The 26916-nt window shown below is 71.7% G+C and carries 27 protein-coding genes; 11 read left to right on the plus strand and 16 right to left on the minus strand.

Annotated elements, in window-relative coordinates; genetic code table 11:
- Nucleotides 1-218 precede the first annotated feature (218 nt).
- Entirely contained in the window at nucleotides 219-1496 is a 1278-nt protein-coding gene (locus AC07DS_RS23250) for a sensor histidine kinase (protein WP_479148082.1), read from the plus strand.
- Here the strand turns inward: AC07DS_RS23250 and AC07DS_RS23255 are convergent.
- A complete protein-coding gene (locus AC07DS_RS23255) occupies nucleotides 1474-3042 on the minus strand; it encodes an alpha-L-arabinofuranosidase B (protein WP_479148084.1) in 1569 nt (522 codons plus the stop codon). The two genes, AC07DS_RS23250 and AC07DS_RS23255, sit on opposite strands and share 23 nt — an antisense overlap.
- Before the next feature lie 222 nt (nucleotides 3043-3264).
- Between AC07DS_RS23255 and AC07DS_RS23260 the strand changes: the two genes are divergently transcribed.
- The gene (locus AC07DS_RS23260) at nucleotides 3265-3876 is read left to right on the plus strand and encodes a response regulator transcription factor (protein ID WP_145875606.1); all 612 of its coding nucleotides are present in this window, start codon (nucleotides 3265-3267) and stop codon (nucleotides 3874-3876) included.
- 13 nt (nucleotides 3877-3889) lie between these two features.
- On the opposite strand, the gene AC07DS_RS23265 is transcribed toward AC07DS_RS23260, so the two are convergent.
- The 4 genes from AC07DS_RS23265 to AC07DS_RS23280 form a co-directional block, all read right to left on the minus strand.
- On the minus strand, nucleotides 3890-4684 hold the full coding sequence (locus tag AC07DS_RS23265) for a hypothetical protein (RefSeq protein ID WP_479148087.1): 795 nt from the start codon (nucleotides 4682-4684) through the stop codon (nucleotides 3890-3892).
- Between the two features lie 29 nt (nucleotides 4685-4713).
- Nucleotides 4714-5253, minus strand: coding sequence for a SigE family RNA polymerase sigma factor (locus AC07DS_RS23270; protein ID WP_479148089.1), 540 nt, complete (start codon nucleotides 5251-5253; stop codon nucleotides 4714-4716).
- Between the two features lie 51 nt (nucleotides 5254-5304).
- Nucleotides 5305-6753, minus strand: a complete 1449-nt coding sequence (locus tag AC07DS_RS23275) for an MFS transporter (protein ID WP_479148091.1) — start codon at nucleotides 6751-6753, stop codon at nucleotides 5305-5307.
- A gap of 75 nt (nucleotides 6754-6828) precedes the next feature.
- Nucleotides 6829-8016, minus strand: coding sequence for a thiolase C-terminal domain-containing protein (locus AC07DS_RS23280; protein WP_479148093.1), 1188 nt, complete (start codon nucleotides 8014-8016; stop codon nucleotides 6829-6831).
- 163 nt (nucleotides 8017-8179) lie between these two features.
- Here AC07DS_RS23280 and AC07DS_RS23285 point away from each other — a divergent pair, with 163 nt between their 5' ends.
- From AC07DS_RS23285 to AC07DS_RS23305, 5 genes are all read left to right on the plus strand, one after another.
- The gene (locus AC07DS_RS23285; protein WP_479148095.1) at nucleotides 8180-9913 is read left to right on the plus strand and encodes an MFS transporter; all 1734 of its coding nucleotides are present in this window, start codon (nucleotides 8180-8182) and stop codon (nucleotides 9911-9913) included.
- A 172-nt stretch (nucleotides 9914-10085) separates the two neighbouring features.
- Nucleotides 10086-10736 (plus strand): class I SAM-dependent methyltransferase, encoded by a 651-nt coding sequence (locus tag AC07DS_RS23290; protein WP_479148097.1) that lies wholly within the window; start codon nucleotides 10086-10088, stop codon nucleotides 10734-10736.
- Between the two features lie 78 nt (nucleotides 10737-10814).
- Complete coding sequence (locus AC07DS_RS23295; protein WP_479148099.1) at nucleotides 10815-11783, plus strand: N-acetylmuramoyl-L-alanine amidase; 969 nt, start codon at nucleotides 10815-10817, stop codon at nucleotides 11781-11783.
- Nucleotides 11784-11866: 83 nt separating this feature from the next.
- Nucleotides 11867-12703 carry a hypothetical protein gene (locus AC07DS_RS23300; RefSeq protein ID WP_479148101.1) on the plus strand — a complete coding sequence of 279 codons (837 nt, stop codon included), beginning with the start codon at nucleotides 11867-11869 and terminating at the stop codon, nucleotides 12701-12703.
- Nucleotides 12704-12808: 105 nt separating this feature from the next.
- Nucleotides 12809-13819 carry an LLM class F420-dependent oxidoreductase gene (locus AC07DS_RS23305; RefSeq protein ID WP_479148103.1) on the plus strand — a complete coding sequence of 337 codons (1011 nt, stop codon included), beginning with the start codon at nucleotides 12809-12811 and terminating at the stop codon, nucleotides 13817-13819.
- On the opposite strand, the gene AC07DS_RS23310 is transcribed toward AC07DS_RS23305, so the two are convergent.
- Complete coding sequence (locus AC07DS_RS23310) at nucleotides 13816-14382, minus strand: hypothetical protein (protein WP_479148105.1); 567 nt, start codon at nucleotides 14380-14382, stop codon at nucleotides 13816-13818. The genes AC07DS_RS23305 and AC07DS_RS23310 overlap by 4 nt on opposite strands.
- Before the next feature lie 138 nt (nucleotides 14383-14520).
- On the opposite strand from AC07DS_RS23310, the gene AC07DS_RS23315 reads away from it, so the two are divergent.
- Nucleotides 14521-14811: a hypothetical protein gene (locus AC07DS_RS23315; protein WP_479148106.1), complete on the plus strand. Its 291-nt coding sequence runs from the start codon at nucleotides 14521-14523 to the stop codon at nucleotides 14809-14811.
- A 4-nt stretch (nucleotides 14812-14815) separates the two neighbouring features.
- On the opposite strand, the gene AC07DS_RS23320 is transcribed toward AC07DS_RS23315, so the two are convergent.
- The 3 genes from AC07DS_RS23320 to AC07DS_RS23330 are packed head-to-tail and all read right to left on the minus strand — an operon-like array spanning nucleotide 14816 to nucleotide 18050.
- Entirely contained in the window at nucleotides 14816-15886 is a 1071-nt protein-coding gene (locus AC07DS_RS23320) for a prenyltransferase/squalene oxidase repeat-containing protein (RefSeq protein ID WP_479148108.1), read from the minus strand.
- The gene (locus AC07DS_RS23325) at nucleotides 15883-16635 is read right to left on the minus strand and encodes a class I SAM-dependent methyltransferase (RefSeq protein WP_479148110.1); all 753 of its coding nucleotides are present in this window, start codon (nucleotides 16633-16635) and stop codon (nucleotides 15883-15885) included. The genes AC07DS_RS23320 and AC07DS_RS23325 overlap by 4 nt, the downstream gene beginning before the upstream one ends.
- Nucleotides 16629-18050, minus strand: a complete 1422-nt coding sequence (locus AC07DS_RS23330; RefSeq protein WP_479148112.1) for a glycosyltransferase family 4 protein — start codon at nucleotides 18048-18050, stop codon at nucleotides 16629-16631. The genes AC07DS_RS23325 and AC07DS_RS23330 overlap by 7 nt, the downstream gene beginning before the upstream one ends.
- Nucleotides 18051-18271: 221 nt before the next feature.
- On the opposite strand from AC07DS_RS23330, the gene AC07DS_RS23335 reads away from it, so the two are divergent.
- Nucleotides 18272-18904 (plus strand): TetR family transcriptional regulator, encoded by a 633-nt coding sequence (locus AC07DS_RS23335; RefSeq protein WP_479148114.1) that lies wholly within the window; start codon nucleotides 18272-18274, stop codon nucleotides 18902-18904.
- Between the two features lie 507 nt (nucleotides 18905-19411).
- Here AC07DS_RS23335 and AC07DS_RS23340 read toward each other — a convergent pair.
- From AC07DS_RS23340 to AC07DS_RS23355, 4 genes are all read right to left on the minus strand, one after another.
- Entirely contained in the window at nucleotides 19412-20275 is an 864-nt protein-coding gene (locus tag AC07DS_RS23340) for a tetratricopeptide repeat protein (RefSeq protein WP_479148115.1), read from the minus strand.
- Nucleotides 20276-20344: 69 nt separating this feature from the next.
- Complete coding sequence (locus AC07DS_RS23345; protein WP_094218068.1) at nucleotides 20345-20578, minus strand: ferredoxin; 234 nt, start codon at nucleotides 20576-20578, stop codon at nucleotides 20345-20347.
- Between the two features lie 2 nt (nucleotides 20579-20580).
- Nucleotides 20581-22032 carry an aldehyde dehydrogenase gene (locus AC07DS_RS23350; RefSeq protein WP_479148118.1) on the minus strand — a complete coding sequence of 484 codons (1452 nt, stop codon included), beginning with the start codon at nucleotides 22030-22032 and terminating at the stop codon, nucleotides 20581-20583.
- Nucleotides 22033-22113: 81 nt separating this feature from the next.
- Nucleotides 22114-22995 (minus strand): GNAT family N-acetyltransferase, encoded by an 882-nt coding sequence (locus AC07DS_RS23355; RefSeq protein ID WP_479148120.1) that lies wholly within the window; start codon nucleotides 22993-22995, stop codon nucleotides 22114-22116.
- Nucleotides 22996-23160: 165 nt separating this feature from the next.
- Between AC07DS_RS23355 and AC07DS_RS23360 the strand changes: the two genes are divergently transcribed.
- Nucleotides 23161-24186, plus strand: coding sequence for an MBL fold metallo-hydrolase (locus tag AC07DS_RS23360; protein WP_479148122.1), 1026 nt, complete (start codon nucleotides 23161-23163; stop codon nucleotides 24184-24186).
- Nucleotides 24187-24224: 38 nt separating this feature from the next.
- Nucleotides 24225-24668 (plus strand): nuclear transport factor 2 family protein, encoded by a 444-nt coding sequence (locus AC07DS_RS23365; protein ID WP_479148124.1) that lies wholly within the window; start codon nucleotides 24225-24227, stop codon nucleotides 24666-24668.
- 27 nt (nucleotides 24669-24695) lie between these two features.
- On the opposite strand, the gene AC07DS_RS23370 is transcribed toward AC07DS_RS23365, so the two are convergent.
- From AC07DS_RS23370 to AC07DS_RS23380, 3 genes are read right to left on the minus strand one after another with little or no spacing between them, the layout of a single operon-like run.
- Nucleotides 24696-25007 carry a hypothetical protein gene (locus AC07DS_RS23370; RefSeq protein ID WP_479148126.1) on the minus strand — a complete coding sequence of 104 codons (312 nt, stop codon included), beginning with the start codon at nucleotides 25005-25007 and terminating at the stop codon, nucleotides 24696-24698.
- Complete coding sequence (locus tag AC07DS_RS23375; RefSeq protein ID WP_479148291.1) at nucleotides 25000-26256, minus strand: MAB_1171c family putative transporter; 1257 nt, start codon at nucleotides 26254-26256, stop codon at nucleotides 25000-25002. The genes AC07DS_RS23370 and AC07DS_RS23375 overlap by 8 nt, the downstream gene beginning before the upstream one ends.
- Nucleotides 26256-26855, minus strand: coding sequence for a hypothetical protein (locus tag AC07DS_RS23380; RefSeq protein WP_479148128.1), 600 nt, complete (start codon nucleotides 26853-26855; stop codon nucleotides 26256-26258). The genes AC07DS_RS23375 and AC07DS_RS23380 overlap by 1 nt, the downstream gene beginning before the upstream one ends.
- Nucleotides 26856-26916: the final 61 nt, after the last annotated feature.

The following is a 26916-nucleotide window of genomic DNA, read 5'->3' on the forward strand; positions in this document are numbered from 1 at the left end:
CCGGCGCCCCTTGTATAGCCCAGCGCTCACCACTTGTGAAGACTCCTGACGCTGTGTCAGGTGATCGGGCAGTGACATTTGTACTGCCCGAGTGCGGACATCCGCATCTGCCGGGGCCGGGTCCGGGTTCCTATCGTCGTAGAGGCAGGGGCCCTGCCCCGATGCGATCATCGTGCTACCGCCGCGGGGCGGGGACCATCTGATCGGGGGACGAAGAGATGTCGTGGTGGACGCGGGCGAGATGCCGGTTCCGGGCCGTACGGGAGGCACGTGCCCGGTGGCAGGCGGACATGGAGCGGTTCAAGGCGGCGCAGCGGGCCGCCCGGAAGAACGGGAACGCCGCGGAGGTCGACCATCCGGGCCCGCCGCCCACCGGCTTCGCGCTGCTGCCCTGGCTGCTGATGGGGATGGGGTCGTTCTCCAACCTGCTGCAGGGCAAGACCCCGAACCCGTGGGTCGGCGGCCTGGGACTGCTCGCCTTCAACTCGCTCTACATCTACGTCACCTTCCGCTCCTTCGACCGGGAGAAGCGCGAGGCGGTCCCCACCCGGGTGGCGCTGGGGCTGATGGGCCTGCTGACCACGGGCCTGGCCGTCGGATACGGCGGCAACTGGCTGATGTTCTTCCCGCTGCTGGGCCTCGCGACCGGCGCCACCCTGCGCGGCCCCTGGCTGGGCCGCACCGGCGTGCTGCTCTCGGTGTACGCGGGTGCCGTCTCCGGCGTCCGGGACGGCTGGGGGGACGCGGCGAACATCGGCTACGCCACCTTCCTGTCGAGCATGGTGACCGCCGCGATCCTCGGTCTGTCCGAGGCCGTGCGGGAACTGCGCGCCGCCCGGGAGGAGCTGGCCCGGCGAGCCGTGGAGAAGGAGCGGCTGCGCTTCTCCCGCGATCTGCACGACCTGCTCGGCCACACCCTGTCGGTGATCGTGGTGAAGTCGGAGGCCGCCCGGCGGCTGGCCCCGCGCGACATGGACGCGGCGCTCACGCAGATCGGTGACATCGAGTCGGTGGGCCGGCAGGCGCTCACCGAGATCCGCGAGGCGGTGACCGGCTACCGCGAGGGCAGCCTGGCCACCGAGCTGACCCGGGCCCGCTCGGCGCTGTCCGCGTCCAGCGTGGAGCCGGTGGTGCGCCAGTCCGGGACGCCGCTGGCCCCGCAGACGGAGGCGCTGCTGGGCTGGGTGGTGCGCGAGGCGGTCACCAACGTGGTCCGGCACAGCGACGCCGGCCGCTGCGAGATCACCATCGAGAGCACGACCGAGCAGGCCCGGCTCACCGTGACCGACAACGGCACCGGCAAGGCCGTCACGCGCCCCGCGGAGGGCATCGGCGGCACCGGTCTGACGGGCCTGACCGAGCGCCTCGCGGCGGCGGGCGGCTCCCTCAGGGCCGGCCCGTCGTCGCGTGGCGGCTTCACGGTCACCGCCGAACTCCCGGTGGAGCCGACGGAACCGACCGCCGTGGCAGCGGCTACGGCGCCCAGGGCGAGCTGACCGCCCAGCTGACGTCGTCGCTCCACGAGGTGCTGCTGTCCCAGGCGTTGGAGCCGCCGTTGCTCGCCGTGTAGACGTTGAGGTTGTAGTGGCGCAGGTACCTCGTCGGGTAGTTGTACGAGGCGAACGAGGTGCCCGTCCCGCTCTTGCCGGTCTGCGGGCAGAAGGTGGCGTCGGCCCGGAACTGGCTGGTGCCGTCCATGGGCTGCCGGTAGAGCCGGTAGTTGTAGTGGCGCAGGAAGTCGCCCGGGTAGTTCCGCGACTCGAAGGAGACACAGGAACTGCCGGCGAGCCCCCGGCGCACGATCCAGGTCGCGTCGCTCCTGTCGAGGGACGAACTGCCCGACGTGACCGGGGAGATGACGGCCGCGTCGTTCTGGTGGCGGACGTAGTCGGTGGTGCAGCAGGAGGTCGTCGCACGCAGCGAGATCTCCGAGCCGGCGGTCAGCGTGCCGGTGCTGCCGGTCGGGCCGCCGTAGCCGGCGGAGACGATGCCCGACTGGACGGCGTCGTCGGCGGCGTCCGTCGGGATGCCGGAGGTCATCACGCCCTCGAAGAAGGACCCGATGGAGCCGTTGCTGTTGTCGCCGCCGGTGCCGAGGACGATCGCGCCCTCCTGGTGCATCGGTGAGTAGCCGCCGGCGGTCGGTTCACCGCCGGAATAGGTCGTGGTGAGTCCGCCGGACTGCGCATTGCCGTATTTCAGCGCGAAATGGTTCTGCCCGTTGTTCTTCAGCAGCGCGGTCACGAACGGCAGCGGTCCGGTGCCGGTGTCGGACGTGTTCCTGCTGTAGCCGGCGTCGGACTGGAACAGGCCGTTCTCCAGGTCGGCCTGCACCCACGGCCCCTGCCCGTAGCAGGGCGAGAACCAGCACTCGGTACCGAAGTTGATGGCGTCCATGTGACCGTTGCCGGTGTCCAGGTTGTTCGTCTCGGCGTTGCCGTAGTCGAAGCAGCAGCGGCCGTTGACGTGGGTTCCCGAGGTCACCATGTACATCCCCTCGGCCTGACCGTTCACGGCCACGCCCGAGGTGGAGTTGTCGCGGTAGCCCATGCCCGCGGAGATCTCCAGGCCGTAGACCTGGTGCCCGCCGACGGTCACCGGCAGGGCGTCCGCCGGCGCTCCGACGTCGGCGGCGCCCGCCCCGCCCGCGCCCTCGACGGTGAGGTCGTTGTGGCGCGCGGACTGGTCGTAGATCTCGGTGATGATGCAGGTCGTGCCGGAGCAGAACGAGTCCTGGGCGGCCGCGTCGGCGTAGCCGCCGGCGGTCAGCAGGCCGATGTTCGCGGTGGCGCCGTCGGAGGCCCGCTTCACCTGGTAGAGCGAGCCGCCGTACGACGAGTACAGCGCCCGGACCAGGCTGTGCGCGGCGACGCAGGGCGTGCCCGCGGCCGCGTAGACGTCACAGGGCAGCGAACTGGCGGCGGCGGCCTGTGGGGCGGCCACGCCGACGACGAGCGCGGCGACGGTCGCGAAGGCCGCCAGCACGGACAGGGCGGCTTTTCCGAGCCGCGGCGGACATGAGCGCAGGAGTGTGGGGAGCACGTGCACCTCATTCGGTTCCTCGTAGGGCGGTGCGGGGGACGCCGAGTTGGTCGGTATACCGAACGTCGTTCGACCGAAATACCGAACCAATTCGACGTCGAAATACCGAACAATTACCGGAAATGCAGAGGCGATTGTTTGCGTGTTCCCGTGGACCGTCAACCCCTGCGGACGCGAACCATGACGAGTCTTTGATTTCCCGTTCTTGGCTACGCTGGGACCGTGAAGAACATCCGGGTCCTCCTCGCCGAGGACCAGGGCATGATGCGCGGTGCGCTCGCCCTGCTGCTCGGCATGGAGGACGACATCGAGGTGGTCGCCCAGGTCGCGACCGGTGACGCGATCGTGGCGGCCGCGCTGCTGCACCGGCCGGACGTGGCTCTGCTGGACATCGAACTCCCGGGCATCAGCGGCCTGGACGCGGCCGCCGAGCTGCGCGAGCAGGCGCCGGACTGCCGGGTGCTGATCCTGACCACCTTCGGCCGGCCCGGCTATCTGCGCCGGGCCATGGAGGCCGGAGCGGCCGGATTCCTGGTCAAGGACGGGCCGGTGGAGGAGCTGGCCCAGGCGATCCGGCGCGTGCTCACCGGGGAGACCGTGGTCGATCCGGCGCTGGCCGCGGCCGCGCTCAGCGCCGGGCCCAATCCGCTGACCGCCCGGGAGTGCGATGTGCTCAAGGCCTCGGCGGACGGGGCGACGGTCACCGACATCGCCGGCCGGCTCCATCTGTCCGAGTCCACGGTCCGCAACTACCTGTCGTCCGCGATCGGCAAGACGGGCACGCGGAACCGGGCGGAGGCGGTGCGGGAGGCCCGGCAGCAGGGGTGGCTGTGACCTCCCGGCGGTGCTACTTCGTCACCTCCGCCGACTCGTAGGACGTCCCTCCCGGTGCCGTGCACACGAACCAGTCGGCTCCCTGGAAGCCGTCGATCACGCGGATCGCCGATCCCGTGTCGTGGGCGGAGAAGCCGTCGGCCGGCTCGGCCACGGCCGTCGTACCGTCCTTCCAGTGGCAGGTGACCTGCCGGGCGGTCTTGGCGACGATGCCGATCACCAGCCGGCCGGAGCTCTCGCCGCCGTGCCCCAGCCGGGTCGCCGCGGCCGTGAGGTCCGTGCCCGAGTAGCGCTCGAACTTCTCGACCGAGTTGAACATCACCTGCTGCGGCCGGTCATAATCGCCCCAGCCCCGGGTCGCGAAGTACGAGATCTTGCCGATCAGGTCGGCGGGCTTGCGGGCGTCCGCCGGCTGGATGCCCAGCCCGGCCATGGCCTCGAACTGCCGGGCCGCCTCGTCCTTGTTGCGCGGCGCTCCCCACACCTGGACGACGACGTGCCATTCCTTGCCCTTGTAGACGCCCCGTGCCAGCTCGGTCCGCTGCGGCTCGTAGACATGCCGGGCCTCCGCCGAGGCCGGGGGCTTCGCCACGTGCGCCTGCCGGTCGGCCGGGCCGCCCCCCGGCAGCCCCGTCACCGCGAGGGCGCCCGTCGTCCCGGCCACCACCAGCGCCGTGGCCGAAGCCATCGCCCAGCGCCGTGCTCTGCGTCGCCGGCCGCCGCGGACGACCGCCTGCACCGGGGCTGTACCGATCTCGACCCCGTCCGCGGCGTCCGCGAGGAGGAGGGCGATGTCCGTCTGGCTCATGTCGTGGTTCCTGTTCCGGTCCGCGCTCATCACTTGCACCCTCCCTGCGTCACCATCTCGGCCAGTCCCGGTACGGCGCGGAGTTTCGCGATCCCCTTGGCCGCGTTGCTCTTCACCGTGCCGACCGAGCAGCTCATCGCCTCCGCCGTCTGGGTCTCCGTCAGGTCCTCCCAGTAGCGCAGGACCACCGCCTCGCGCTGCCGCGCGGGCAGTTGGGCGAGCGCCTCGAGCAGGGCGCTGCGGTCGTCGGCCTGCGCGATGCGGTCGCCCGTGTCGGGCACCTCGTGCACCAGGCCCGAGTCGTCCCTCGGCGCGAGGAACTCCTTCAGCCTTCTTCTGTGTCTGCGCGCATGCGCGTTGATCATCACGCGCCGTACGTACGCCTCCGGGTCGTCGGCCGAACCGACCCTGCGCCAGGCCACGTAGACCTTCTCGAGGGTCGACTGGACCAGGTCCTCCGCGGCGTGCTGCTCTCCCGTGAGGAGAAATGCCGTACGCATCAGCCGCGGCCAGCGGCCGATCATGAAGCTCTGGAACTCCTCGTTCCGAGCCTGCTTCCCGTCCCCCATGGGCACCTCCTAGATGTCAGAAGGAGTCCACGGGCCGCCCGGACCGTTGCCTCACCGCGCGGAACTCACCGAGATTTTCTTCGGCAGCCACAGCAGCATGAGCAGCACCCCGCCCAGCAGCACCCCGGCCCCGGTCCGGAAGGCCAGCGCGTACCCCTCGGTCAGGGCCTCGGCCCCGGCGCCGTTCCCGGTGTGCGCCGTACGTGCCGCCGCGATGGTCGACATCACCGCGAGCCCCAGCGAACCGCCCATCGTGCGCGAGGTGTTGACCAGTCCGGACACCAGCCCGGCGTCGGAGGCCGACGCCCCCGAGGTGGCGAGCGCGGCCAGTGGCGTCGCCGAGAGCCCGGCGCCCAGCATCATGAGGATGCCCGGCCCCATGACGGAGGTCGGGTAGGCGCCGTGCGCGGTCATCGTCGACTGCCAGGCGAATCCGGCGGCCGCGATCAACGCCCCCGCCACGGCCACGGTGCGCGCGCCCAGTGCCGGCAGGAAGCGGGGCGCCAGCTTGGAGCCGAGCACCACCGCGAGGGAGCTGGGCACCAGCGCGAGTCCGGCGACCAGCGGGGAGTAGCCGAGCACGTTCTGCGCGTACAGCGTCATGAAGAACCACATGCAGAACATCGCCGAACCGCTCAGGAACATCGCCGTGTTCGCCGACGCCACCGAACGCAGCCGGAACAGTCCGAGCGGCATCAGCGGGGCCGGGGTGCGGGCCTCGACGGCCAGGAACAGTCCGACCAGCGCGAGCCCGGCGAACAGCGGCACCAGCGTGGCCGCCGACGTCCACCCCTCGGACTCGGTCCGCGAGATGCCGTACGCCAGAGTCGCCAGACCCGCCGTCACCAGCAGTGCGCCCGGCAGGTCGAGCCGCCGCCCGTCCCCCGCCCGGCTCTCCGGCAGCCACCTCAGCGAGCCGGCGAGCACCACCGCGCCGACGGGCACGTTGATCAGCAGCACCCACCGCCAGTCCAGCACGTCCACCAGGGCCCCGCCGACCAGTCCGCCCGCGGCACCGCCGCCGGCGCCCACCGCGGTCCAGGTCGCGATCGCCCGGGCCCGGGCCGGGCCCTCGGGCACCGCGGCCGTCAGCAGCGTCAGTGTCGAGGGCGCCAGCACCGCAGCGCCCAGCCCCTGCGCGGCCCGTGCCAGCAGCAGCTGCCAGCCGTCCTGGGCCAGCCCGCCGGCCAGCGACGCCAGCGTGAACAGGCCCAGCCCGACGAGGAACATCCGCTTGCGGCCGTAGAGGTCGCCGGCCCGTCCGCCGAGCAGCATGAACCCGGCGAAGGCGATGGCGTACGCGTTCACCACCCACTGGAGGCCCGAGGTGCTCAGCCCGAGGTCGGTGCGCATCGACGGCAGGGCGACGTTCACCACGGACACGTCGAGCACGACCAGGAACTGTCCGGCACAGGCCAGCGCCACCACCAGCCAGGTGGGCAGGGCGACGCGGCGGGATATGAGGGGCGAGGTGTCGGCGGCTTCCAGCATGGGTGTCATGCTCTCAACCCGGTTACGGTCCTTGCATCGGCATTTCGGACCACCGGGTCCTGGGTCGTACGGCCTACACCCGGCCTACGCCGCCCGCAGCAGTGTGACCACCGCCGCACCGCCCAGGCCGATGTTGTGGGCGAGGCCCACCCGGGCTCCGGGCACCTGGCGCTCCCCCGCCTCGCCGCGCAGCTGCCAGACCAGTTCGGCCGCCTGCGCGAGGCCGGTCGCGCCCAGCGGGTGCCCCTTGGAGATCAGCCCGCCGGAGGGGTTGACCACCCAGCGGCCGCCGTACGACGTCGCCCCCGACTCCACGAGCTTGCCGGACTCGCCCACCGGACACATGCCGAGCGCCTCGTACGTCAGCAGTTCGTTGACGGAGAAGCAGTCGTGCAGCTCCACGACGTCCACGTCCTCGATCCCGAGCCCGGCCCGCTCGTACGCCTGCCGTGCCGCCGCGCGGGACATGGGCTGTCCGACGACGTCGATGCACGAGCCGGACGCGAACGACTCCTCGGTGTCGGTGGTCATGGCCTGTCCGGCGATCTCGACCAGGCCGGTCAGCGAGCGCGCCTCGGCGAACCGCTCCGACACCACCACGGCCGCCGCCGCGCCGTCCGAGGTCGGCGAGCACTGCAGTTTGGTCAGCGGCCGGTGCACCGTGCGCGCGGCGAGGATGTCGTCCACCTCGTACACGTCCCGGAACTGGGCGTAGGGGTTGTGGGCCGAGTGGCGGTGGTTCTTGGCGGCGACCGCGGCGAGCTGGGCCTCGGTGGTGCCGTACCGCTCCATGTGCTCGCGGGCCGCGTCGCCGAAGATCTGCGCGGTCGGCGGGGTCATCTCGAAGCCGTGCCGGGCGGCCATGATCCCGTAGTGCCGGGCCACCGGCGAGGTCGAGAAGTCGCCGCCGTCGGCCCCTCCCCCGAGCGCCCCCTTCCTCATCTTCTCGAAGCCCAGCGCCAGCACGCAGTCGCAGGAACCGCCCTCGACCAGCTGGCGGGCCAGCATCAGCGCGGTGGCGCCGGTCGCGCAGTTGTTGTTGACGTTGTAGACGGGTACCCCGGTCAGGCCGAGTTCGTAGGCGGCGCGCTGGCCGGCGGTCGAGGGCTGGAAGCAGTAGCCGACGGGAACCTGTTCCACATCGGTGTACGCGACCCCGGCATCGGCGAGCGCCGCACCCCCTGCCTCCCGCACCATGTCCCAGTACTGCCATTCCCGGGTCTCGGGCTTCTCGAAGCGGGTCATTCCGACCCCGGCGACATAGGCCTTCATGGCGCGTCAGAGTAGAACGTGTTCCACCAACACACCAGAGCCTGACGGCAGATCAGAAACCCATGGGCCGGTCAAGGATTCATTAGGGGCCCGAAGCAACGGAATAGTTGCCTGTGCATACGAGGTTTACCTACCACTCATGTCACGCGGGAGGCCTCACTCAATGACGCACACGACGACCGCCCAGCCCCACCGGAGGGCCGGCGGAGCCGTGGTCCCGGTGCTCGCCTTCGCGGGCATCGTGGTCGCGGTGATGCAGACGCTGCTGGTACCGGTCATCAAGGACCTGCCGCAGCTGCTGGACACCGCCCCCAGCAATGCCACCTGGGTCCTCACCTCGACCCTGCTGGCGGGCGCCGTGGCCACTCCGATCATGGGCCGGCTCGGCGACCTCTACGGCAAGCGGCGCATGCTGATCCTCAGCCTCGCCGTGATGGTGGCCGGCGCCCTGGTCAGCGCGGTCACCAGCCAGCTGCTCACGATGATCGTGGGCCGCACCCTGCAGGGCTTCGCCATGGGCGCGATCCCGCTCGGCATCGGCCTGATGCGGGACATGCTGCCGCGCGAGAAGCTCGGCTCGGCCATGGCCCTGATGAGCTCCTCGATCGGCGTCGGCGGCGGCCTCGCGCTGCCCGCCGCGGCCCTGGTCGCCCAGCACATGAACTGGCACGCCCTGTTCTACGGCGCCGCCGGCCTCGGCGCCCTCTCCATCGTCGTGACCCTCCTCGTCGTACCGGAGTCCCCGATGCGCGCCGAGGGCTCCTTCGACCTGCTGGGCGCGATAGGCCTGTCCACCGGTCTGGTGCTGCTCCTGCTGCCCATCACCAAGGGCAGCGACTGGGGCTGGTCCTCCGGCACGACGCTCGGCCTGTTCGCCGCGTCCGCCGTCGTCCTCGTCCTGTGGGGCCTGTTCGAGCTGCGCGTCCAGGCGCCCCTGGTCGACCTGCGCACCACCGCCCGCCGCGAGGTGCTGCTCACCAACCTCGCCTCGATCATGGTCGGCGTCAGCTTCTACGTCGTCTCGCTCGTCCTGCCCCAGCTGCTCCAGCTGCCGAAGGCGACCGGCTACGGCCTCGGCCAGTCCATGGTCGTCGCGGGCCTGTGCGTGGCCCCGCTGGGCCTGACAATGATGTTCACGGCGCCGGTGTACGCCCGTCTGTCCGCCCGCTACGGCCCCAAGGTCACCCTGATCGTCGGCCTGATGATCATCGCCGTCGGCTACGGCGGAGGCCTCGGCCTGATGCACGCGGCCTGGCAGACCATCGTCACGTCCGTGGTCCTGGGCGCCGGCATCGGTCTGGCCTACTCCTCCCTCCCCGCGCTGATCGTCGGCGCGGTCCCGGCCTCGGAGACGGGCGCGGCCAACGGCCTGAACACCCTGATGCGCTCCATCGGCACGTCCGTCTCCAGCGCCGTCATCGGCATGGTCCTGGCCAACACGGCCCACAACGTGGGCGGGCTCGCGATCCCGACCATGCACGGCTTCCACGTCTCCTTCCTGATCGCGACGGCCGCGGTGGCGGTGGGCCTGCTGCTCGCCCTCTTCCTGCCGAAGCCCGACCGCGCACCGCAGCTGCGGGCGAGCAGCGAGGAGGACGCGAACCTGCGGCGCGCGGAGGAGGTCCTGCGGGGCTTTCGCGGGCGGGTCCTGGACGCCGGGGGCACTCCGGTCGCCCGGGCCAAGGTCACGCTGATCGACCGGCGGGGGCGGCAGGCGGGCGCGACGCTCTCCGAGGCGGACGGCAGCTATGCCCTGGCGGTGCCGGCCGGGGGTGCGTATGTGCTGGCCGCGAGGGCTTCCGGGCATGGGCCGCTGGCTTCGTCCGCGACGCACCACGGCGAGGAGCGGGTGCTCGACCTGGATCTTTCCTTGCCGGGTGAGAGCGTCAGCGCATAGCGCCCCACCACGGTGCCGCTGTGTCTCGTCCGGCGACTGCGGCACCGTCGTGGCTTGTCGCGCAGTTCCCCGCGCCCCTTGCGGGGCGCGCTGTACGCACCCCCCGTCGTCCAACCGACAGGGGGTGCGGCAGCATGGGCGGCCACACAGCCGTACGACCGAAAGGCCGCCCATGCCCGCCGCACCCAAGCCCGAGATCCTGGCCGCGTTCGAGGCGGCGAAGGGCTTCATGCCCGTGGACGAGGGGCTGGCGCTGTACGCGGCCGCGGTCGAGGCGGGGCAGCTGGGGCTCCCTCTCCTGGAGGTCGGGACGTACTGCGGACGCTCGACGGTCCTGCTCGCGGACGCGGCCCGGCAGGCCGGCCTCAGCGCGCTCACCGTCGACCACCACCGGGGCAGCGAGGAGCAGCAGCCGGGCTGGGACTACCACGACCCGGAGACCGTCGACCCCGAGATCGGTCTGATGGACACGCTGCCGACCTTCCGCCGGACCCTGCACAAGGCGGGCCTGGAGGAGCACGTGGTGGCGCTCGTCGGCCGCTCGCCGCAGATCGCGGCGATCTGGAACTCCCCCCTCGGCTTCGTGTTCGTCGACGGCGGCCACACCGACGAGCACGCCACCGCCGACTACGAGGGCTGGGCCCCGCACGTCGCCGAGGGCGGCCTGCTCCTCATCCACGACGTCTTCCCGCACCCCGAGGACGAGTTCACCGGCCAGGCGCCGTACCGCGTCTATCTGCGCGCGCTGGAGTCGGGCGCGTTCACGGAGGTCTCCGTGACCGGATCGCTGCGCGTACTGCGGCGGACCGGGGCGGGCGTCTGACCTGATCGCCTACGGGTCGCCACCCGCCCGGCCCTCTCTGTCATGTGAAGGACCTGTGTGGCCGCTAGGGTGGCAGGCGTGTCGTACGTAGGCCCGGACTTCGATCCCCCGCAGCCCCGCCGGCCCCGGCGAGGGCCGCTGACCGTCGCGCTCGCCGCGCTCGTGCCCGGCGCTCTGCTGGGCTGGATGGTGTACGAGGCGGTGGGCGGGTCCGGGGGTTCGGGCGGCGGCTCGGACAAGGCCGCCCCGCAGACCTCCGCGGCCTCGCCGAGCACCGCCAAGCCCTGGTCGGCGCCCGCCACCGACGACGGCAAGCGGAAGAGCCCGACGCCCACCAAGTCCGCCACGTCCACCCCCGCCGCCTCCGGCCCCCTCAAGGGCAAGGTCGTCGTCATCGACCCGGGCCACAACCCCGGCAACTTCTCCCACGCGGCCGAGATCAACCGCCAGGTGGACATCGGCACGAACAAGAAGGAGTGCGACACCACCGGTACGTCCACCAACGCCGGTTACACGGAAGCCCGGTTCTCGCTGGACGTGGCCCACCGGCTGCGCGCGATCCTGGAACAGCAGGGCGCCACGGTGAAGTTGACGCACGACGGCGACTCCCCGCCCTGGGGACCCTGCGTCGACGAGCGGGCCCGGATCGGCAACACGGCGCACGCCGACGCCGCCATCTCCATCCACGCCGACGGCTCCGCCGAGGGCGACCGCGGCTTCCACGTCATCCTCCCGGCGTCCGTGCACGCCGGTGCCGCCGACACCCGCCCGATCGTCGGCCCTTCACGCGACCTCGGCGAGCGCGTCGCGGGCAACTTCCTGCGCGTCACGGGCGAACCCCCCTCCAACTACGTGGGCGACGGTACCGGTCTCGTCACACGTCGGGACCTGGGTGGTCTCAATCTGTCAACAGTCCCCAAGGTCTTCATCGAGTGCGGCAACATGCGCGATAGCAAGGACGCGGCACTGCTGACCAGTGGCGCCTGGCGGCAGAAGGCCGCGCAGGGGATCTCTGAGGGAATCGTGAGTTTCCTGCGCGAGTCGTGACCGGCGGGCGGAACCGGGCGGACAGTCCGATCTTGCGGACGATAGTGTCTACCGACGACGAGACGACTCACGAAGGACCTGTTGTGAATATCCGCTCCCTCACTAGAGGCGACGGCGTGGTGATCGGAGCAGCGGTGTTGCTGTTCATCGCGTCGTTCCTCGACAACTACTCCGATGACAAGCTGCCGGACGGCTTCGCCATCCCGAACCTGTGGGAAAGCGGCCCAGTTCTGCTCAGTGTCGTCCTGGCGGGGATCATCGGCGCGGGGCTCGTCGTCTTCGCCCGGACCAAGTCGCAGCCGCTCAAGGTGGCGGGCCTGGACCTCGGCCAGTTCGGCGTGGCGTTCACCGTCTTCGCCGCGTGGAGCGCCCTCGGCAACGTCATCGACCCGTCCGGCGGCGCGAACAACATCGGCAGCACCTCCACCGACGGGCCGGGCGCCGGCACGGGCCTGATCCTCGCCCTCATCGCCACCCTCGTCATGGCCGGCGCCGCCATCGCCACCCCGCTGGTCCCGGCCCTGCAGGCCGGTCTGGTCCCGGCTCCCAAGCCGGCCGCTCCGCAGCCCTACGGCGCCCAGCCGCCCGGTGGTTACGGCTACCCGGGTGCCGCCCAGACGCAGCAGCCGTACGGCGCCCAGCCGCAGCCGGGCCAGCCGTTCGGGCAGCAGCCGCCTCCGCAGGCCGCCGCCGCCCCGGCGCCGCAGCCGGCCCCCGGCGCGGACTTCTCGCCGTTCTGGTTCGCAGTGCCGGTACCCCGGCAGCTGTTCGCCGAGGACGGTTCGCCGACGCCGATCGCCGAACTGGCGCCCGGCAGTTGGTACCTGGCCGTCGAGCAGCGCGGTGCCGCGCTGGTCGCGCAGACCCAGGACGGCCGCCGTGGTGTGCTGCAGGACACCTCCGGGATCCAGCGCGGCTGAGCCCCACCTGTACCGTCGCCGACGGCCCCTCGCCCTTCCGGGCGGGGGGCCGTTGCCGTACAGTCGCCTCCCGCGCATTGGCTGACGCACCGTCAGGAGGCAGGTATGCGGCTCGGTCTCGCACTCGGCTACTGGGGCCGCGGCCCCTCCCCGGACCATGTGCCGCTCGCGCAGGAGGCGGAACGGCTCGGGTATCACTCCGTGTGGACGGCCGAGTCCTGGGGCTCGGACGCCTTCACCCCGCTGACCTGGATAGCCGCGCAGACCTCGACGATCAGACTGGGTACGGCCGTTGCCCAGATGGCGGCCCGCTCGCCGACCACCACCGCGATGCACGCGCTCACCCTGGACCATCTCTCCGGGGGGCGGATGATGCTGGGGCTCGGTCTGTCGGGGCCGCAGGTGGTGGAGGGCTGGTACGGCCGCCCGTTCCCGAAGTCGCCGCTGACCGCGACCAGGGAGTACGTGGACGTCGTACGGCAGGTGCTGCGGCGGGAGGGGCCGGTGGAGTCGGACGGCCGCTTCCATCCGCTGCCGTACCGGGAGCCGGACGGCACGGGACTGGGCAAGCCGCTGAAGCCGATCACCCATCCCCTGCGCGACGACCTCCAGATCCTGCTGGGTGCGGAGGGCCCCAGGAACGTGGCGCAGACGGCCCGGATCGCCGACGGCTGGCTGCCGCTGTACTGGGCGCCGAGCCGGCCCGAGGTGTACGGGGACGTGGTGCGGGAGCTGCCCGAGGGGTTCCTGGTGGCGCCGATGGCGCGGGTGAAGGTGTGCGACGACGTGGCAGAGGGTCTGCTGCCGGTGAAGGCCATGCTCGGCTTCTACATCGGCGGGATGGGCCACGCGGCCCGCAACTTCCACGCCGACCTCATGGCGCGCATGGGCTACGAGGAGGAGGCCCGGCGGATCCAGGAGCTGTTCCTGGCCGGGCGTCGTGAGGAGGCCGTGCTGGCCGTGCCGGACGCCTTCGCCGACGAGATCTCCCTGGTCGGCCCGCGCGAACGGGTCGCGGAGCGCCTGGAGTTGTGGCGCAAGGGTCCGGTGACGGACCTGCTGGCCCTGTCACCGGACCCGCACACCCTCAGGGTGCTGGCGGAGCTGAACGCCTAGCCGCCGCTCAGCTGCGAGGCGGACGGAACCTGGTCCTTGACCGGGGCGCCGGCGCTCTGGCCCGCGTCCTTCACCTTGTTGATGATGTCGTCGAAGGCGCCGGCCGCGCCCTCGTCGCCGCTGCGCAGCTTGGCCGGCAGGCTCTTCAGGCTCGCGATGCCCGCGGTGAGCGGTGCCAGGGCCTTGGAGAGCGTCGGATCGCCCTGGGCGTTCTTCTGGGCCGCCTTGAGCCGGTTGTAGGCGAAGGCGCCGGCCAGACCGGCCTTCACCAGGGTCAGCTTGCGGCCCTTGGCGCCCTTCTTGAACTTGCCCTGCTTCGCGGGCTTGACGATCCACTGGTAGACCGCGCCTGCCGCGAGGGCCGCGTTCGCCACGAACCGGGTCTTGGCGAACTTCTGGCGCTCGGCCGACGTGCTCGGACTGGGCGTGGCCGCGTCGGCGGCGGCCACCTGCGTGGTGTCCTTCGTACTGGTCTTCTCGCTGCTGCCGCAGGCCGTCGAACCGGCCAGCAGAGCGCAGCACAGGGTGAGCGCCACACAGAGACGCCGTATCGGTACGGGCACGAGGTCCTCCGGACGTGTCTCCCCGAGCGGGTACTTCCTCCGGAAGCCTCACCCGGACGGCCGGTGTCCGCCACCTGGGCGACTCCGTTCGGGTTCCCGGCCGGGTTTCGCCGCCCCGGTTGCGGCAATCCGAAGTACATGTCTCGATATCGCAAGGGTGGGAATCAGGCCGGGACGGTCATCGCGATCGTCGCCGACATCATGGCGTTCATCCTCGGCCTGTGGATTCTGATGTACCTGCTGGACGCGAACCGGGCCAACAGCCTCGTCCAGTTCGTGCACGACGTCGCCGCCTGGCTGGCCGGCTGGTCCCACGACCTCTTCACGTTCGACGAGGCCTGGGCCCGGGTGGTGGCCGGATACGGGCTCGCCGCCGTGGTCTACCTGTTCGTGGGCCACGCCGTCGCCAACCGGATTCACCGGCACTGACCGCTCAGCGGCAGCAGTCCGGGTCCAGACCGTCGGGCAGGTGTTCTCCGCCGAAGACCGCGCAGGTGGCGTCGTGGCCCCCCAGGGCCGCGACGGCCAGCAGGAGGGAGCCTGCCGTCCAGCTGGTGAGCTCGCGGGGCCAGATCGCCTCGTCGTCGAAGACGTAGCCCGTCCAGTACAGGCCGCTCTCAGCGTCGCGCAGGTGCTGGATGGACTGGAGGATCTCCAGGGCTCGGTCGGACTCGCCCATGGCCCACAGGGCCAGGGCCAGCTCGCAGGACTCGCCGCCGGTCACCCAGGGGTTGGGGACCACGCAGCGCACGCCGAGGCCGGGTACGACGAAGCGGTCCCAGTCCGCCTCGATGCGGGACTTGGCCTCCGCTCCGGTCAGGGCGCCGCCGAGGACCGGGTAGTACCAGTCCATGGAGTAGCGGTCCTTGTCGAGGAAACGCTCGGGGTGGAGGCGGATCGCGTGGCGCAGGGCGCCCACCGCCAGCTCCCAGTCCGGCTGCGGCTCCTCACGCTGCTCGGCGATGGCGAGGGCGCAGCGCAGGGCGTGGTGGATGGAGGAGCTGCCGGTGAGCAGCGCGTCCGTGGTGGGCGTGCCGTCGTCGTCGCGGCGCCAGCCGATCTGGCCGCCGGGCTGCTGCAGCCGCAGCACCCACTCCATGGCCGCGTAGACGGTGGGCCACATGCGGTCCAGGAAGGTGTCGTCGCCGGTGGACAGGTAATGGTGCCAGACGCCGACCGCTATGTAGGCGACGAAGTTCGACTCGCGGGCGCGGTCGGTGACGTCGTCGTGGGCGCCGTCGGCGTAGGCGGCGTACCAGGAGCCGTCCTCGTTCTGGTGGGCGGCGAGCCAGGTGTACGCCCGCTCGGCGGCCTCGTGCTCGCCGGCCGCGTCCAGGGCCATGGCGGCCTCGGTGTGGTCCCACGGGTCGAGGTGGTGGCCGCGGAACCACGGGATCGCGCCGTCCTCCCGCTGTACGGCGAGGATGCCGCGCACGGTCGCGGCGGCCTGCTCGGCGGTGAGGACCCCGGGCAGGACGAGGTGTTCTGTCCGGGGCGTCGTCACTTGGCGGACGCCCCGTCCGTCTCGGCGAGCAGGGGCAGGTGCGGCTTGGTCGCGTAGGCCACGAAGCTCTTGCCGATCAGCGGGTTCAGCGCCTGCTCGGCGACCCGGGTGGCGAGCGGCTTCTTCATGATGTCCCAGACCAGCAGCTTGTGGTACGCCCGCACCGGCAGCGCCTTGTCGTTGTCCACGCCGAACGCGCACTTCAGCCACCAGTACGGCGAGTGCAGGGCGTGCGCGTGGTGGGTGCCGTACGGCCTGAGGCCCGCTTCGCGGATCTTGGCGAGCAGTTCGTCGGCCTTGTAGATGCGGATGTGGCCGCCCTCGACCTCGTGGTAGGCGTCGGAGAGCGTCCAGCAGACCTTCTCGGGGCCGTAGCGGGGCACGGTGATGGCGATGCGGCCGCCGGGCTTGAGCACGCGGACCATCTCGGCGAGCACGCCCTTGTCGTCGGGGATGTGCTCCATCACCTCGGAGATGATGACGACGTCGAAGGACTCGTCCGGGAAGGGCAGCGCCAGCGCGTCGCCCTCCATGGCGGTGGCGGTGGCGCCCGCGGGGGCCTCGCCGGCCTCCTTCATCGCGGCGAACCACTTGGCGACCTCGCGGATCTCCTCGCCGTTCTGGTCGAGGGCCACGACGTGCGCGCCGCGCCGGTAGCACTCGAAGGCGTGCCGGCCGGCCCCGCAGCCGAGGTCCAGGACACGGTCGCCCGGGGCGAGCGGGAACCGGGAGAAGTCGACGGTCAGCACGTGGCCCTGCTTTCGGAAGAGATGCCGGTGTCGGTCGTGGCGGCTGCCGGGGCAGCACTCGCTGCGGTCGCGAAGCGGCCGGGTTCTGCGACCTCGGCGCGGTGGACGCCTGCCGCGGAGCCGGCGATGGCCTCGCGGTAGCGGGACACCGTTCCCTCGGCGGCGCGGGCCCAGGTGAACCGCTCCAGCACGCGCTCACGGCCCGCCGCGCCGAGCCGCGCGCGCAGCTCCGGGTCTCCCAGCAGCCGGCCGAGCCCGCCGGCCAGTGCGCCCGCGTCGCCGGGCGGTACGGCGAGGCAGGTCTCGCCGTCGCGTCCGGCGACCTCGGGGATCGCGCCGCCGGTGGTGGCGACCAGCGGGGTGCCGGTGGCCATGGCCTCGGCGGCGGGCAGCGAGAAGCCCTCGTAGAGCGAGGGCACGCAGGCGACCTCGGCCGAGCGGATCAGGTCGACGAGTTCTGCGTCGGAGATGCCCTTGACGAAGTCGACGGCGCCTTCGAGGCCGTAGCGCTCGATCGCCTGGGCGACCGGGCCCTCCGTGGGGCGCTTGCCGACGACGACCAGGTGGGCGGCCGGGTGCTCGGTGCGCACCTTCGCGAGGGCCTCGACGAGGAAGACCAGGCCCTTGAGGGGCACGTCCGCGCTGGAGGTGGTGACGATCCGGCCGGGCACCTCGGCCACGGCCGGATTCGGCGAGAACAGGTCGGTGTCGGCGCCGATGTGGACGACGTGGATGCGGTCGTCCCGGACGCCGAGGTGGTCGACGATCTCCTGGCGGGAGGTGCCGGAGACGGTGAGTACGGAGGGCAGGCGGCGGGCGACGCGCTTCTGCATGCGGGTGAAGGCGTACCAGCGGCGCACCGAGTAGCGGCGCTGCCAGCCCTGGGCCGCGTCCAGCTCCAGCTGCCGGTCGACGGTGATGGGGTGGTGGATGGTGGTGACCAGGGGGGCGCCGATGTCCCCCAGCAGCCCGTAGCCGAGCGTCTGGTTGTCGTGGACGACGTCGAACTCGCCGCGGCGGGCACGCAGATGACGGCGGGCACGCAGGGAGAAGGTCACCGGCTCGGGGAAGCCGCCGGTCCACATGGTCGCGACTTCGAGGGCGTCGACCCAGTCCCGGTACTCGTCGCGCCCGGGGCTGCGGAAGGGGTCGGGCTGGCGGTAGAGGTCGAGGCTGGGCAGCTCGGTCAGGGTCAGGCTCGGGTACCCCTCGTCCAGGACGGGATAGGGCTGTGAGCCGATGACCTCCACCCGGTGGCCGAGGCGGGCCAGCTCGCGGGAGAGGTGGCGTACGTAGACGCCCTGGCCGCCGCAGAACGGGTTCCCTTTATAGGTGAGAAGCGCGATGTTGAGCGGTCGCTCGCCGTCGGCTGCGAGGTCCGGTCGGGGACCCGCCTGACTGGCCTCAGCGGTCACTCTGGGCCCCCTTCTCCCTGCACTGTCCCGCGAGACTACGACGGGACGCTAATCTAGAACAAGTTTCAGACTTGATCGTTCAAGAGGCTCTGAATCTACCGGCAGGTAGGGGCCAGGTGAGCAGTGGATCAGGTGATTCACGCCACGACGAGAACCCCCTCCGTGCAGGATGATCACAAGCCCCAACAGACACCCTCACCGACTGTCACGGAACGGGACCCATGCCTGCGGAATCCAAGCTGGAAGCCAGTAGCGTCCGGCCCCCTTCGGCGCCGCTGACCGAGCGGCAGGAGGCCCGCCGCCGCCGGATCCTGCACGCGAGCGCACAACTGGCCAGCCGGGGCGGTTTCGACGCCGTACAGATGCGCGAGGTCGCCGAGTCCTCACAGGTGGCCCTCGGCACGCTGTACCGCTACTTCCCGTCCAAGGTGCATCTGCTGGTCGCCACCATGCAGGACCAGCTGGAGCACATGCACGGGACCCTGCGCAAGAAGCCGCCGGCGGGCGACACGGCGGCCGAGCGGGTGGCGGAGACCCTGATGCGGGCCTTCCGCGCGCTCCAGCGCGAGCCGCACCTGGCCGACGCGATGGTCCGCGCCCTGACCTTCGCCGACCGGAGCGTCTCCCCCGAGGTCGACCAGGTCTCCCGGCAGACCACGGCGATCATCCTGGACGCGGTGGGCCTGGAGCACCCGACCCCCGAGCAGCTCTCCGCGGTCCGGGTCATCGAGCACACCTGGCACTCGGCCCTGATCACCTGGCTCTCGGGCCGCGCCTCCATCGCCCAGGTGAAGATCGACATCGAAACGGTGTGCCGACTGATCGACCTGACGGAGCCGGACGCGTCGCGCTGATCCGCCCGCGACCTCAACGACGCGGGACCAAGGAGAAAGATCCGTGAAGCCGGTCCGACCGCCGGGAATTCTGAGCCTTCTCGAAGGACAGAACGCCTACGCCCGGGGGAAGCGGAATCCTCACCGATGGTGAGTTCTACCGGCGTGGCGACGCCGCACAGTATGCGGAGGTCTACGGGGTGTCCCCCAACGCCCCCCGTCCCTGCTGGACGGCCTCCCACCCGCGGGGACGCCGAACGCACGAAACCTACGAGACGGGTTCCCTTCGCCGGCATGGTCCGGATCAGGTGATGGGGGTCGCCGTCGAGCCTGACTGCTGCTTTTCGGCCTCTCAGCCCTACCGTCGCTGTCGGCCTCGGCGGATGCATGTACCTCGCGCCAAAGTCGGCTACTCCGGTCGGACTCCCTCACTCGCCTCGTAGGCTGCTTTCAGGATAGTCCCGATGCCGCACGAAAGAGCCGGACAAATGGGATTATTTTTCGCACCGGCGCTGAGCTGCGGCCACACTAGGAGACCGGTTCCAGCCCGCTCCAGCTCCGCCCCGGCAGCACCTCGCCGGCCCACTGCTCCAGCAGGCGACGGGCCTCGGCCTCGGGAGCGGCCAGGGACACGCTCTGTGCCCCCGCGTGGACCGTGCGCTCCTGTTCGTGGGTGCCCTCGCTGCAGCAGGCGCACAGGACCTCGAAGCTGCTCGCGGGCTCGGCGCCGTAGCCCTGCTCCAGGAACAGGGCGACCAGGGCGTCGACGTCGGCCGCCTCGCCCGCGTTCACCGTCACCGTCAGCGTCGGCAGGTCGGAGGCCTCGAAGAGGAGGAGTTCGTCGAAGACGGGGAACTCGCGCCCGTCGACGACCCGGCGGCCCTTGGGCTCGCCGTCGTGGACGACGATCTCGCCGAAGCGGCGCCCGCCGGTCACCGGCACGTTGACCACCCGGCCGCGGGTCGGGCAGAGGCGGTCGATCCAGACGACCTCGCGTTCGCCGCCGGTGTCCAGGCGCACGCAGGCCGCGCCGAAGCGGCCGTTGATCTCGCCCTCGCCGTCCGGGAGGTCGATGCCGAAGCCGGCCCACGCCTCGCGGGCGGTGGCCCAGTCGCGCTGGATGGTGGCGGCGATGCCGAGGTTCCAGTACGCCGGGTCGCCCTCGCCGCGCGGGGCGCGGGCGGCGGCCTCGCGGCCCAGTTCGTACGCCTTCGCCCAGTTGCGCAGGAACTTGTGGGCCAGCGCGGCGTCGTACCACCACACCGCGCTGCGCTTCTCGTCCGGGTAGTGCGCGAGGACCCGCTCCAGCAGGCCGGCCGCGGTGAGCCACTCCTCGGCGTTCCACGCCTCGTAGGCCTCGTCGATCAGCCGCTCGGCCTCGGACTCACGCACGCGTTTCCACCCTGGTCGGAACGGAGATCTTCGGAACCGCAGGAGCGTACCCCGCGGCTCCGACACCCCCTAGTCCTCGGGTGGGAACACCGGCTCCGCGCTGCCCACCAGCGTGATCATGATGGCCTCCACGGGGCAGCTCTCGGCGGCCTCCAGGACCTGTTCGCTCGCGTCGGTGTCCGGTTCGACCGGATGGGACTGGCGGGCGGAGTCGAGGCGGAAACCGTCCGGTGCGTGGTGGAGGCACTGGGCCGAGCCGATGCACACGGACCGGTCGACCTCGACGTGCCAGCGGTCGCCCATCCCTACGCCCCCGCCGGCAGGTGGATCATCTTGTGTTCGAGGAACTCGCCGTAGCCCTCGGGGCCGAACTCCCGCCCCAGCCCGGAGTTCTTGTAGCCGCCGAACGGGCCGAGCATGTCCAGGCTGAAGGTGTTGACGGAGTAGGTCCCGGTGCGGACCTGCCGGGCGACCTCGATGCCGCGCTCGGTGTCGGCCGTCCACACACTGCCGGACAGCCCGTAGTCCGAGTCGTTGGCGATCTTCACGGCCTCCTGCTCGTCGCCGTACGGCAGCAGGCAGATCACGGGGCCGAAGATCTCCTCGCGGGCGATGCGCATGGAGTTGTCGACGTCGCCGAAGAGGGTCGGTTCGACGTACCAGCCGCGCTCCAGGCCGGCCGGGCGGCCGCCGCCGGTGAGGATCTTGGCGCCCTCCTCCTGGCCGATGCGGATGTAGTCGAGGTTGCGCTGCTGCTGGCGCCGGGCGACCAGGGGGCCGACCTGGGTGGCCGGGTCCAGCGGGTCGCCGACCTTGAGGGCGTTCGCCGCCTGCGCGAAGGCGTCGGCGAACTCGTCGTAGCGGGTGCGCGGGACGAGGATGCGGGTCTGGGCGACACACGCCTGCCCGTTGTTCATCCAGGCCGCCGGGACGATGCCCGACACGGCCGCCTGGACGTCCGCGTCCGGGAGCACGACCGCCGCCGACTTGCCGCCCAGCTCCAGGGTGACCCGGGTGAGGTTGCGGGCGGCCACCTCCATCACCCGCTTGCCGGCCGCGACCGAGCCGGTGAAGGAGACCTTGTCGACGCCCGGGTGCCCGACCAGGTACTCGCTGACCTCGCGGTCGGCCGGGAGGATGGACAGGACGCCCTCGGGCAGCCCGGCCTCGCGTGCGATCTCACCGAGGAGGTACGCGTCCAGCGGCGACTCCGGGGACGGCTTGAGGACGACGGTGCAGCCGGTCAGCAGCGCGGGCGCGAGCTTGGCCGCGGCGACGAACTGCGGGACGTTCCACGGGACGACGGCCGCGACCACGCCGACCGGTTCGCGCGTCACGAGGATCGGGCCGAGGACGCCGTCGCGGCGCTCCTCGTACGGGAAGTTCTGCGCGACCTTGATCGCCGAGTCCCACACCATCATCGCGCCGAGCGCCTGGGCGAGGACGCTCCAGGAGTACGGCGAGCCGTTCTCCGAGGAGATCACGCGGGCCATCTCCTCGTGCCGGGCGAGGATGCCGTCCTTGATCCGGGTGACGACCTCGATCCGTTCGGCCAACGAGGCGCGTGGCCAGGGGCCTTCGTCGAAGGCGCGGCGCGCGGAGGCCACCGCCCGGTCGACGTCCCCCTTGGAGGCGTGCGGCACCCGGCCGATGACCTCCTCGGTGTGCGGGGAGATCACCTCGATGACGTCCCCGCCCAGCGGGTCGGTCAACTCCCCGCCGATGAACAGCTGTCCGTGTTCCACGAGCTCGGTCATGGCCGACTGCCTCCCGCCGCACCGCCTGTTTCTGACGCTGTTTCAGAACTGATACCAGTTCTAGTCGCGGTAGGCCAGACGTCAGAGGTCGAGCTGGTACTCGAACGTCATGTGGGTCGGCGCGTAACCGAGCGCGTCGTTGATGCGCATCATGTGCGGATTGTTGTCGGCGGTGTCGGTCAGCAGGCCGCCCAGATCCGGGTGCCGTTCGAGGGCGTGCCGGATGGCGGCGGCCTTCATCCAGCGGCCGAGGTCATGGCCACGGTGCCGGGGGAGGACGCCGGTGCCGTAGTGCTGGCCGTCGCCCTTGCCTTCACCGGGGACCACCAGTTCGGTGAACCCGGCGATCGAGCCGTCCGACTCGTCGACGGCGGCGACGGTGTGCAGCAGGTCGCCCCGCTTCTCGACGGCCGCGGCGGCGGCCCTGACCCGTTCCAGGTCCCAGGTCACCGTGCCGAAGTCGGTGCTGCCCATCGGCATGTCGTCCATGGCGTGCCGGGACTCGACATACGTCTCGGCGAGGTCGTCGGGGACCGTGCCCTCCCAGGAGACCAGCCGGTAGCCGGGGTGCGGCTCCTCGATGATCCCGGTGAGAGCCGTGACGTCCGCCCCGGCCAGCGGGAGCCGGGTGAAGACCAGCGTCAGGACCCTGCGGAAACCCCGGTCCGGCAGGAACCCGTCACCGGGAGAGCCGGCCTCGGCCTGGGCGACGACGCAGCGCCGGCCGTCCTCGCGCGCGGCGGCCACGGCCGCCTCCAGGAGCCGCGTGCCCGCGCCCTTCCGCCGCTCGGCCGGGTGGACCTGCAGTTCCAGTTCGGCGAGATGGTCCTGCCCGGCCCTCGTGAAGAGACGCAGGAACGCCGACCCGACGGGGACTCCGTCGGCGTCGGAGGCCAGCCACGCCAGACGGCGGGAGGACAGTCCTGCGTCGGGGTCGGTCAGCGGGGTGATGCGCACGGTCAAGGTGTCTCCATCGGCCTGGGTGATCGGCGGCCCGGAGAACGTAGTCGCTCCGGCTCGGACGCTGCAAAGGGTTAAAAGCAGAGGCACTCGGAGTATCTGACGAACAGTCAGGTCTGGTTATAGTGGGCAGCGGTCGCGGGGTGCGGACGGCGGGGTGGAGGACACATGACGGAGACGTTCGAGCACGGCGGGGGCGTACGGTCCATCCAGGTCCCCATCCCGGACAACCCGCTCGGGTACACGCTGGTGTACGTCGTGGACACCGACCGGGGTCCGGTGCTGGTGGACTCGGGCTGGGACGACCCGGCGTCCTGGGAGGTCCTGACGGCCGGGCTGGCGGCCTGCGGCACCTCGGTCACGGAGGTGCACGGGGTGGTCATCACCCACCACCACCCGGACCACCACGGTCTTTCGGGGCAGGTCCGCGAGGCCTCCGGGGCATGGGTGGCGATGCACGCGGCCGACGCGGCGATCGTGCGCAGGACGCGGGAGACACGTCCGGAGCGCTGGTACGCGTACATGGCCGCCAAGCTGACGGCGGCGGGTGCGCCCGCGGAACACGTCGCTCCGCTGCGCGCCGCCCGCCGCCGTACCTTCCCCGGACTCGCCCCCGCCCTGCCCGACCGCGAGATCGTCCCCGGCGAACTGCTCGGCCTGCCCGGCCGCCGGCTGCGCGCGATCTGGACCCCGGGCCACACACCCGGCCACGTCTGCCTGCACCTGGAGGAGGAGCATCCGGCCCGGCTGCCCGGCCACGGACGCCTGTTCTCGGGCGACCACGTCCTCCCGGAGATCACCCCGCACATCGGCCTGTACGAGGACCCCGACGACGCCACGGTGACCGATCCTCTCGGTGACTACCTGGACTCCCTGGAGCGGGTCGGCCGGCTCACCCCGGCCGAGGTGCTCCCCGCGCACCAGTACGCCTTCACCGACGCACCGGCCCGGGTACGGCAGCTGCTCACCCACCACGAGGACCGCCTCACCGACCTGCTGGCCCTCCTCTCCGAACCGCTCACACCCTGGCAGCTGGCCGAGCGCATGGAGTGGAACCGCCCCTGGCAGGAAATCCCTTACCCGTCGCGGAACATAGCGGTCTCGGAGGCCGAGGCCCATCTGCGGCGCCTGGTGAAGCTGGGCCGGGCCGAGCCGGTGGCGGGGAGCGAGCCGGTGGCGTACGTGGCGGTGTGAGTGGACCGCGGCGGGGAGCGGGACTGTTGGATGGCCTCATGGACCCTTTGGAGCAACTCTTCGGCGAACGCGCCTGCGAGCGCCTGATCCTCGACTTCGTCCACCGGCTCGACCTCGGTGAACCTCCTTCCGTGGCCGAGCTGTTCACCGAGGACGGCAGCTGGGCGTGGCCGGCGGGCGAGCGCCTGGTCAAAGGCCGGGAGGCGCTGCGCGAGTACTTCGGCTCCCGTCCGGCCGACCGGCTCTCGCGCCGCCTGATGTCCAACGTCCTCGTCACCGTGACGTCCCCGGACACGGCCACCGCCACCTCGTACTTCTCGACCTATCGCGTCGACGGGCATCGCGACGGCCTCGTCCCCGCCGGACCGCCCGTCCAGGTCGGCCACTACGAGGACGTCTTCCGGCGGACCGACGGCCGATGGCTGCTGCAGACCCGTGTCCTGCACCTGGCATTCGCGGGCCCGACGCCGAAGGTCGGCTGAGCCCGGCCGCCTCCCGCTCGGTCCGGCTCAGCGGCGGGCCGGGCAGGGGCTCCTGCGGGGCCCGAAGCAGATCGCCCAGAGCATGTCGGGGGCGAAGAGGCGGGTCGGCGGGGTCTTCAGGCTCATCACGTCCAGCGGGCCGCGCAGGGCGCGCGGGTTCCCGGAGCCGGCGGCGGCCGCCTTGTCGACGTACGCGATGAGCAGCCGCTCGACGGCGGTCGGCGGCCGGGGTGCGGCGCCGGGGCAGTACGCGCCCCGGCCCACCGCCAGGTTCCAGGCGTTGCCGACCGGCCGGGCCACCGCGCGCTGGATGCGGCGGGCGGTGGCTCCGTCAGGCATGAATGGTGAGACCTTCTGTGCCGACCGCCTCGCGGCGGAAGGTTTCGACAACCGACGAGTGGAACCGCAGAGCCTGCGCGATGCACTCCAGCTCGCTGTCGCGCTCCGGGCTGCCGCCGGACACCGAGACGGTCCCGGACCCGGATCCGCCCGCCGGCGCCGGCTCCATGGGCCCTGCCTCGGGCGGCTCGTCCCCGGTCGCCGGTGAGCGCAGGATGTCCGTGGCGATCAGGATGTCCACCGCTCCGGCGATGCCCCGGGCCGCGGAGTCGGAGTGACCGGCCGCCGTTGCGGCCCGTTGGGCCCGGTGGCGGCGGGCGGGGCTGAGGTGCGGGGAGAGTTTGAGGAGGCCGTCGTTGATGGCGGCCCGGCGCAGTTCCAGGCGCAGGGCGGCACCGCTGACCCGGCCGGTGGCCGGGGCGGCCGGGGGCGTGACGGTGAGCATCGCCTGCCACAGGGGCTTGAGGCGCCGGTGGGTGCGGACGAGGGCGCGGCGCTCGTCGAGGACCGGGCCGGCCTGCCCGGCGATGAAGCCCACGGCGACCAGTCCCGCCTCGGCGATGGCGAACGGCGGGGCGACGTACGTCGACAGCCAGTCCCAGTCACGGCCGCTCCAGCGCGCGCCGATCGCGGCGAGCTTGGCGACGTCGAAGATGAGCCCGAGCGCGTAGGCGACCTGGAGGAAGACCACGGCCCGGCGCAGCCAGGTGTTCTCGACCTCCTGGAACCAGGCCCACAGGATGCCCGCCGCGACCAGCGCGGACACCATGTGCGCGACCAGGTAGAGCAGTGCGAACTCACGCATCCAGGGCGTGTTGGCGTAGTAGGTGTCGAGGTCCCGCAGCCGCTCCACGTGGTGGTCGCCGAGCAGGAACGTCGTCCACAGGCCGAGGATGATGGCGCCGTAGGCCATCCAGACCGTGCGGGTACGCCGGCTGCGCACCGCGGACGGCGGCTCGCGCCAGGTGATGATCAGCCAGAGGCAGGCCCCGCAGTAGGCGGTGAGGAGTGAATAGACCCACAGGCCCGCGAAGTTGGGGACTCCGGTGATCTCGTTGATGCCGTGCAGGTTGCCCGGCGGCAGCGAGGCGAAGACGACCGCGCCGATGCCGAGCAGCAGCGCCGTGGCCCGCAGGATCGGGTCCTGCCAGGCCCGGCGCAGCAGCGGCAGCTTGATCACGAAGGCCACCGCGAGGAGCACCGCGGGGACGGCGTAGGCGGCGAACGAACCCGCCATGTCCCAGCGCATCACGGGCCGCCGATGTTGCCCAGCGAGGAGGACAGCCGGCCGGCGAGGGTGTCCTGCGTCGTCCGTCCGGCCGCCGCGCCCGGACCGACGACCTTGGAGAACTTGGCAGCCAGCCGCAGCCCGCACTCCTCGGCCTCCCACTCCGCAGCGGCCGCCACCGCGGCGGGCGAGCGGGTGGCCATGGCGACCACCTGGTCCCAGGGGATGTCCCCCTCGGCCTGGGACAGCAGCCGGCGTGCCGCGGCGGGCATGCCGGCCGGGTAGTGCACGTCCAGCGTCTGGTAGTGGATGTGGCCGATCTCGTGCCCCGCGATGACGAACTTGTGCTCGTCGGGCGCCATCTCCTCGACCACGACGATGTACTGCTCGTCCATGGCGAAGGTGACCCCGGAGACGTCCAGGCCCGGCGGGAAGTTGACGAACTTCAGCCGGACCGGACGGTCCAGCTGCGGGCTGAGCGTGGCGCAGACCGCGTGCAGGAACGCCTTCGGCTCGGTGGGCGGGGTCAGCGTCCGGGCGGTGTCACGGACGAGCCGGTCGAGGAACCGCTTCGGCGACCTGGCGGGTCTGCGGGACTTCGGCGCTCTGTCGGGGCTCATGCGTCGTCCTTGCGGTCGGCGGGGGTGCGGCGACCATAAGGCGGGGAAGACGGTAACGGCA

The sequence above is a fragment of the Streptomyces sp. NPDC044064 genome (assembly GCF_056434245.1).

Bases quoted from the DNA above. Each gene is read 5' to 3' on its own strand.
- AC07DS_RS23380 (WP_479148128.1), bottom strand. From the start codon at position 26,855: ATGAGCCCCGACAGAGCGCCGAAGTCCCGCAGACCCGCCAGGTCGCCG.
- AC07DS_RS23280 (WP_479148093.1), bottom strand. From the start codon at position 8,016: ATGAAGGCCTATGTCGCCGGGGTCGGAATGACCCGCTTCGAGAAGCCC.
- AC07DS_RS23250 (WP_479148082.1), top strand. From the start codon at position 219: ATGTCGTGGTGGACGCGGGCGAGATGCCGGTTCCGGGCCGTACGGGAG.
- AC07DS_RS23305 (WP_479148103.1), top strand. From the start codon at position 12,809: ATGCGGCTCGGTCTCGCACTCGGCTACTGGGGCCGCGGCCCCTCCCCG.
- AC07DS_RS23345 (WP_094218068.1), bottom strand. From the start codon at position 20,578: ATGGGCGACCGCTGGCACGTCGAGGTCGACCGGTCCGTGTGCATCGGC.
- AC07DS_RS23360 (WP_479148122.1), top strand. From the start codon at position 23,161: ATGACGGAGACGTTCGAGCACGGCGGGGGCGTACGGTCCATCCAGGTC.
- AC07DS_RS23290 (WP_479148097.1), top strand. From the start codon at position 10,086: ATGCCCGCCGCACCCAAGCCCGAGATCCTGGCCGCGTTCGAGGCGGCG.
- AC07DS_RS23265 (WP_479148087.1), bottom strand. From the start codon at position 4,684: ATGAGCCAGACGGACATCGCCCTCCTCCTCGCGGACGCCGCGGACGGG.
- AC07DS_RS23275 (WP_479148091.1), bottom strand. From the start codon at position 6,753: ATGACACCCATGCTGGAAGCCGCCGACACCTCGCCCCTCATATCCCGC.
- AC07DS_RS23375 (WP_479148291.1), bottom strand. From the start codon at position 26,256: ATGCGCTGGGACATGGCGGGTTCGTTCGCCGCCTACGCCGTCCCCGCG.
- AC07DS_RS23335 (WP_479148114.1), top strand. From the start codon at position 18,272: ATGCCTGCGGAATCCAAGCTGGAAGCCAGTAGCGTCCGGCCCCCTTCG.
- AC07DS_RS23315 (WP_479148106.1), top strand. From the start codon at position 14,521: ATGTCTCGATATCGCAAGGGTGGGAATCAGGCCGGGACGGTCATCGCG.
- AC07DS_RS23365 (WP_479148124.1), top strand. From the start codon at position 24,225: ATGGACCCTTTGGAGCAACTCTTCGGCGAACGCGCCTGCGAGCGCCTG.
- AC07DS_RS23370 (WP_479148126.1), bottom strand. From the start codon at position 25,007: ATGCCTGACGGAGCCACCGCCCGCCGCATCCAGCGCGCGGTGGCCCGG.
- AC07DS_RS23270 (WP_479148089.1), bottom strand. From the start codon at position 5,253: ATGGGGGACGGGAAGCAGGCTCGGAACGAGGAGTTCCAGAGCTTCATG.
- AC07DS_RS23350 (WP_479148118.1), bottom strand. From the start codon at position 22,032: ATGACCGAGCTCGTGGAACACGGACAGCTGTTCATCGGCGGGGAGTTG.
- AC07DS_RS23285 (WP_479148095.1), top strand. From the start codon at position 8,180: ATGACGCACACGACGACCGCCCAGCCCCACCGGAGGGCCGGCGGAGCC.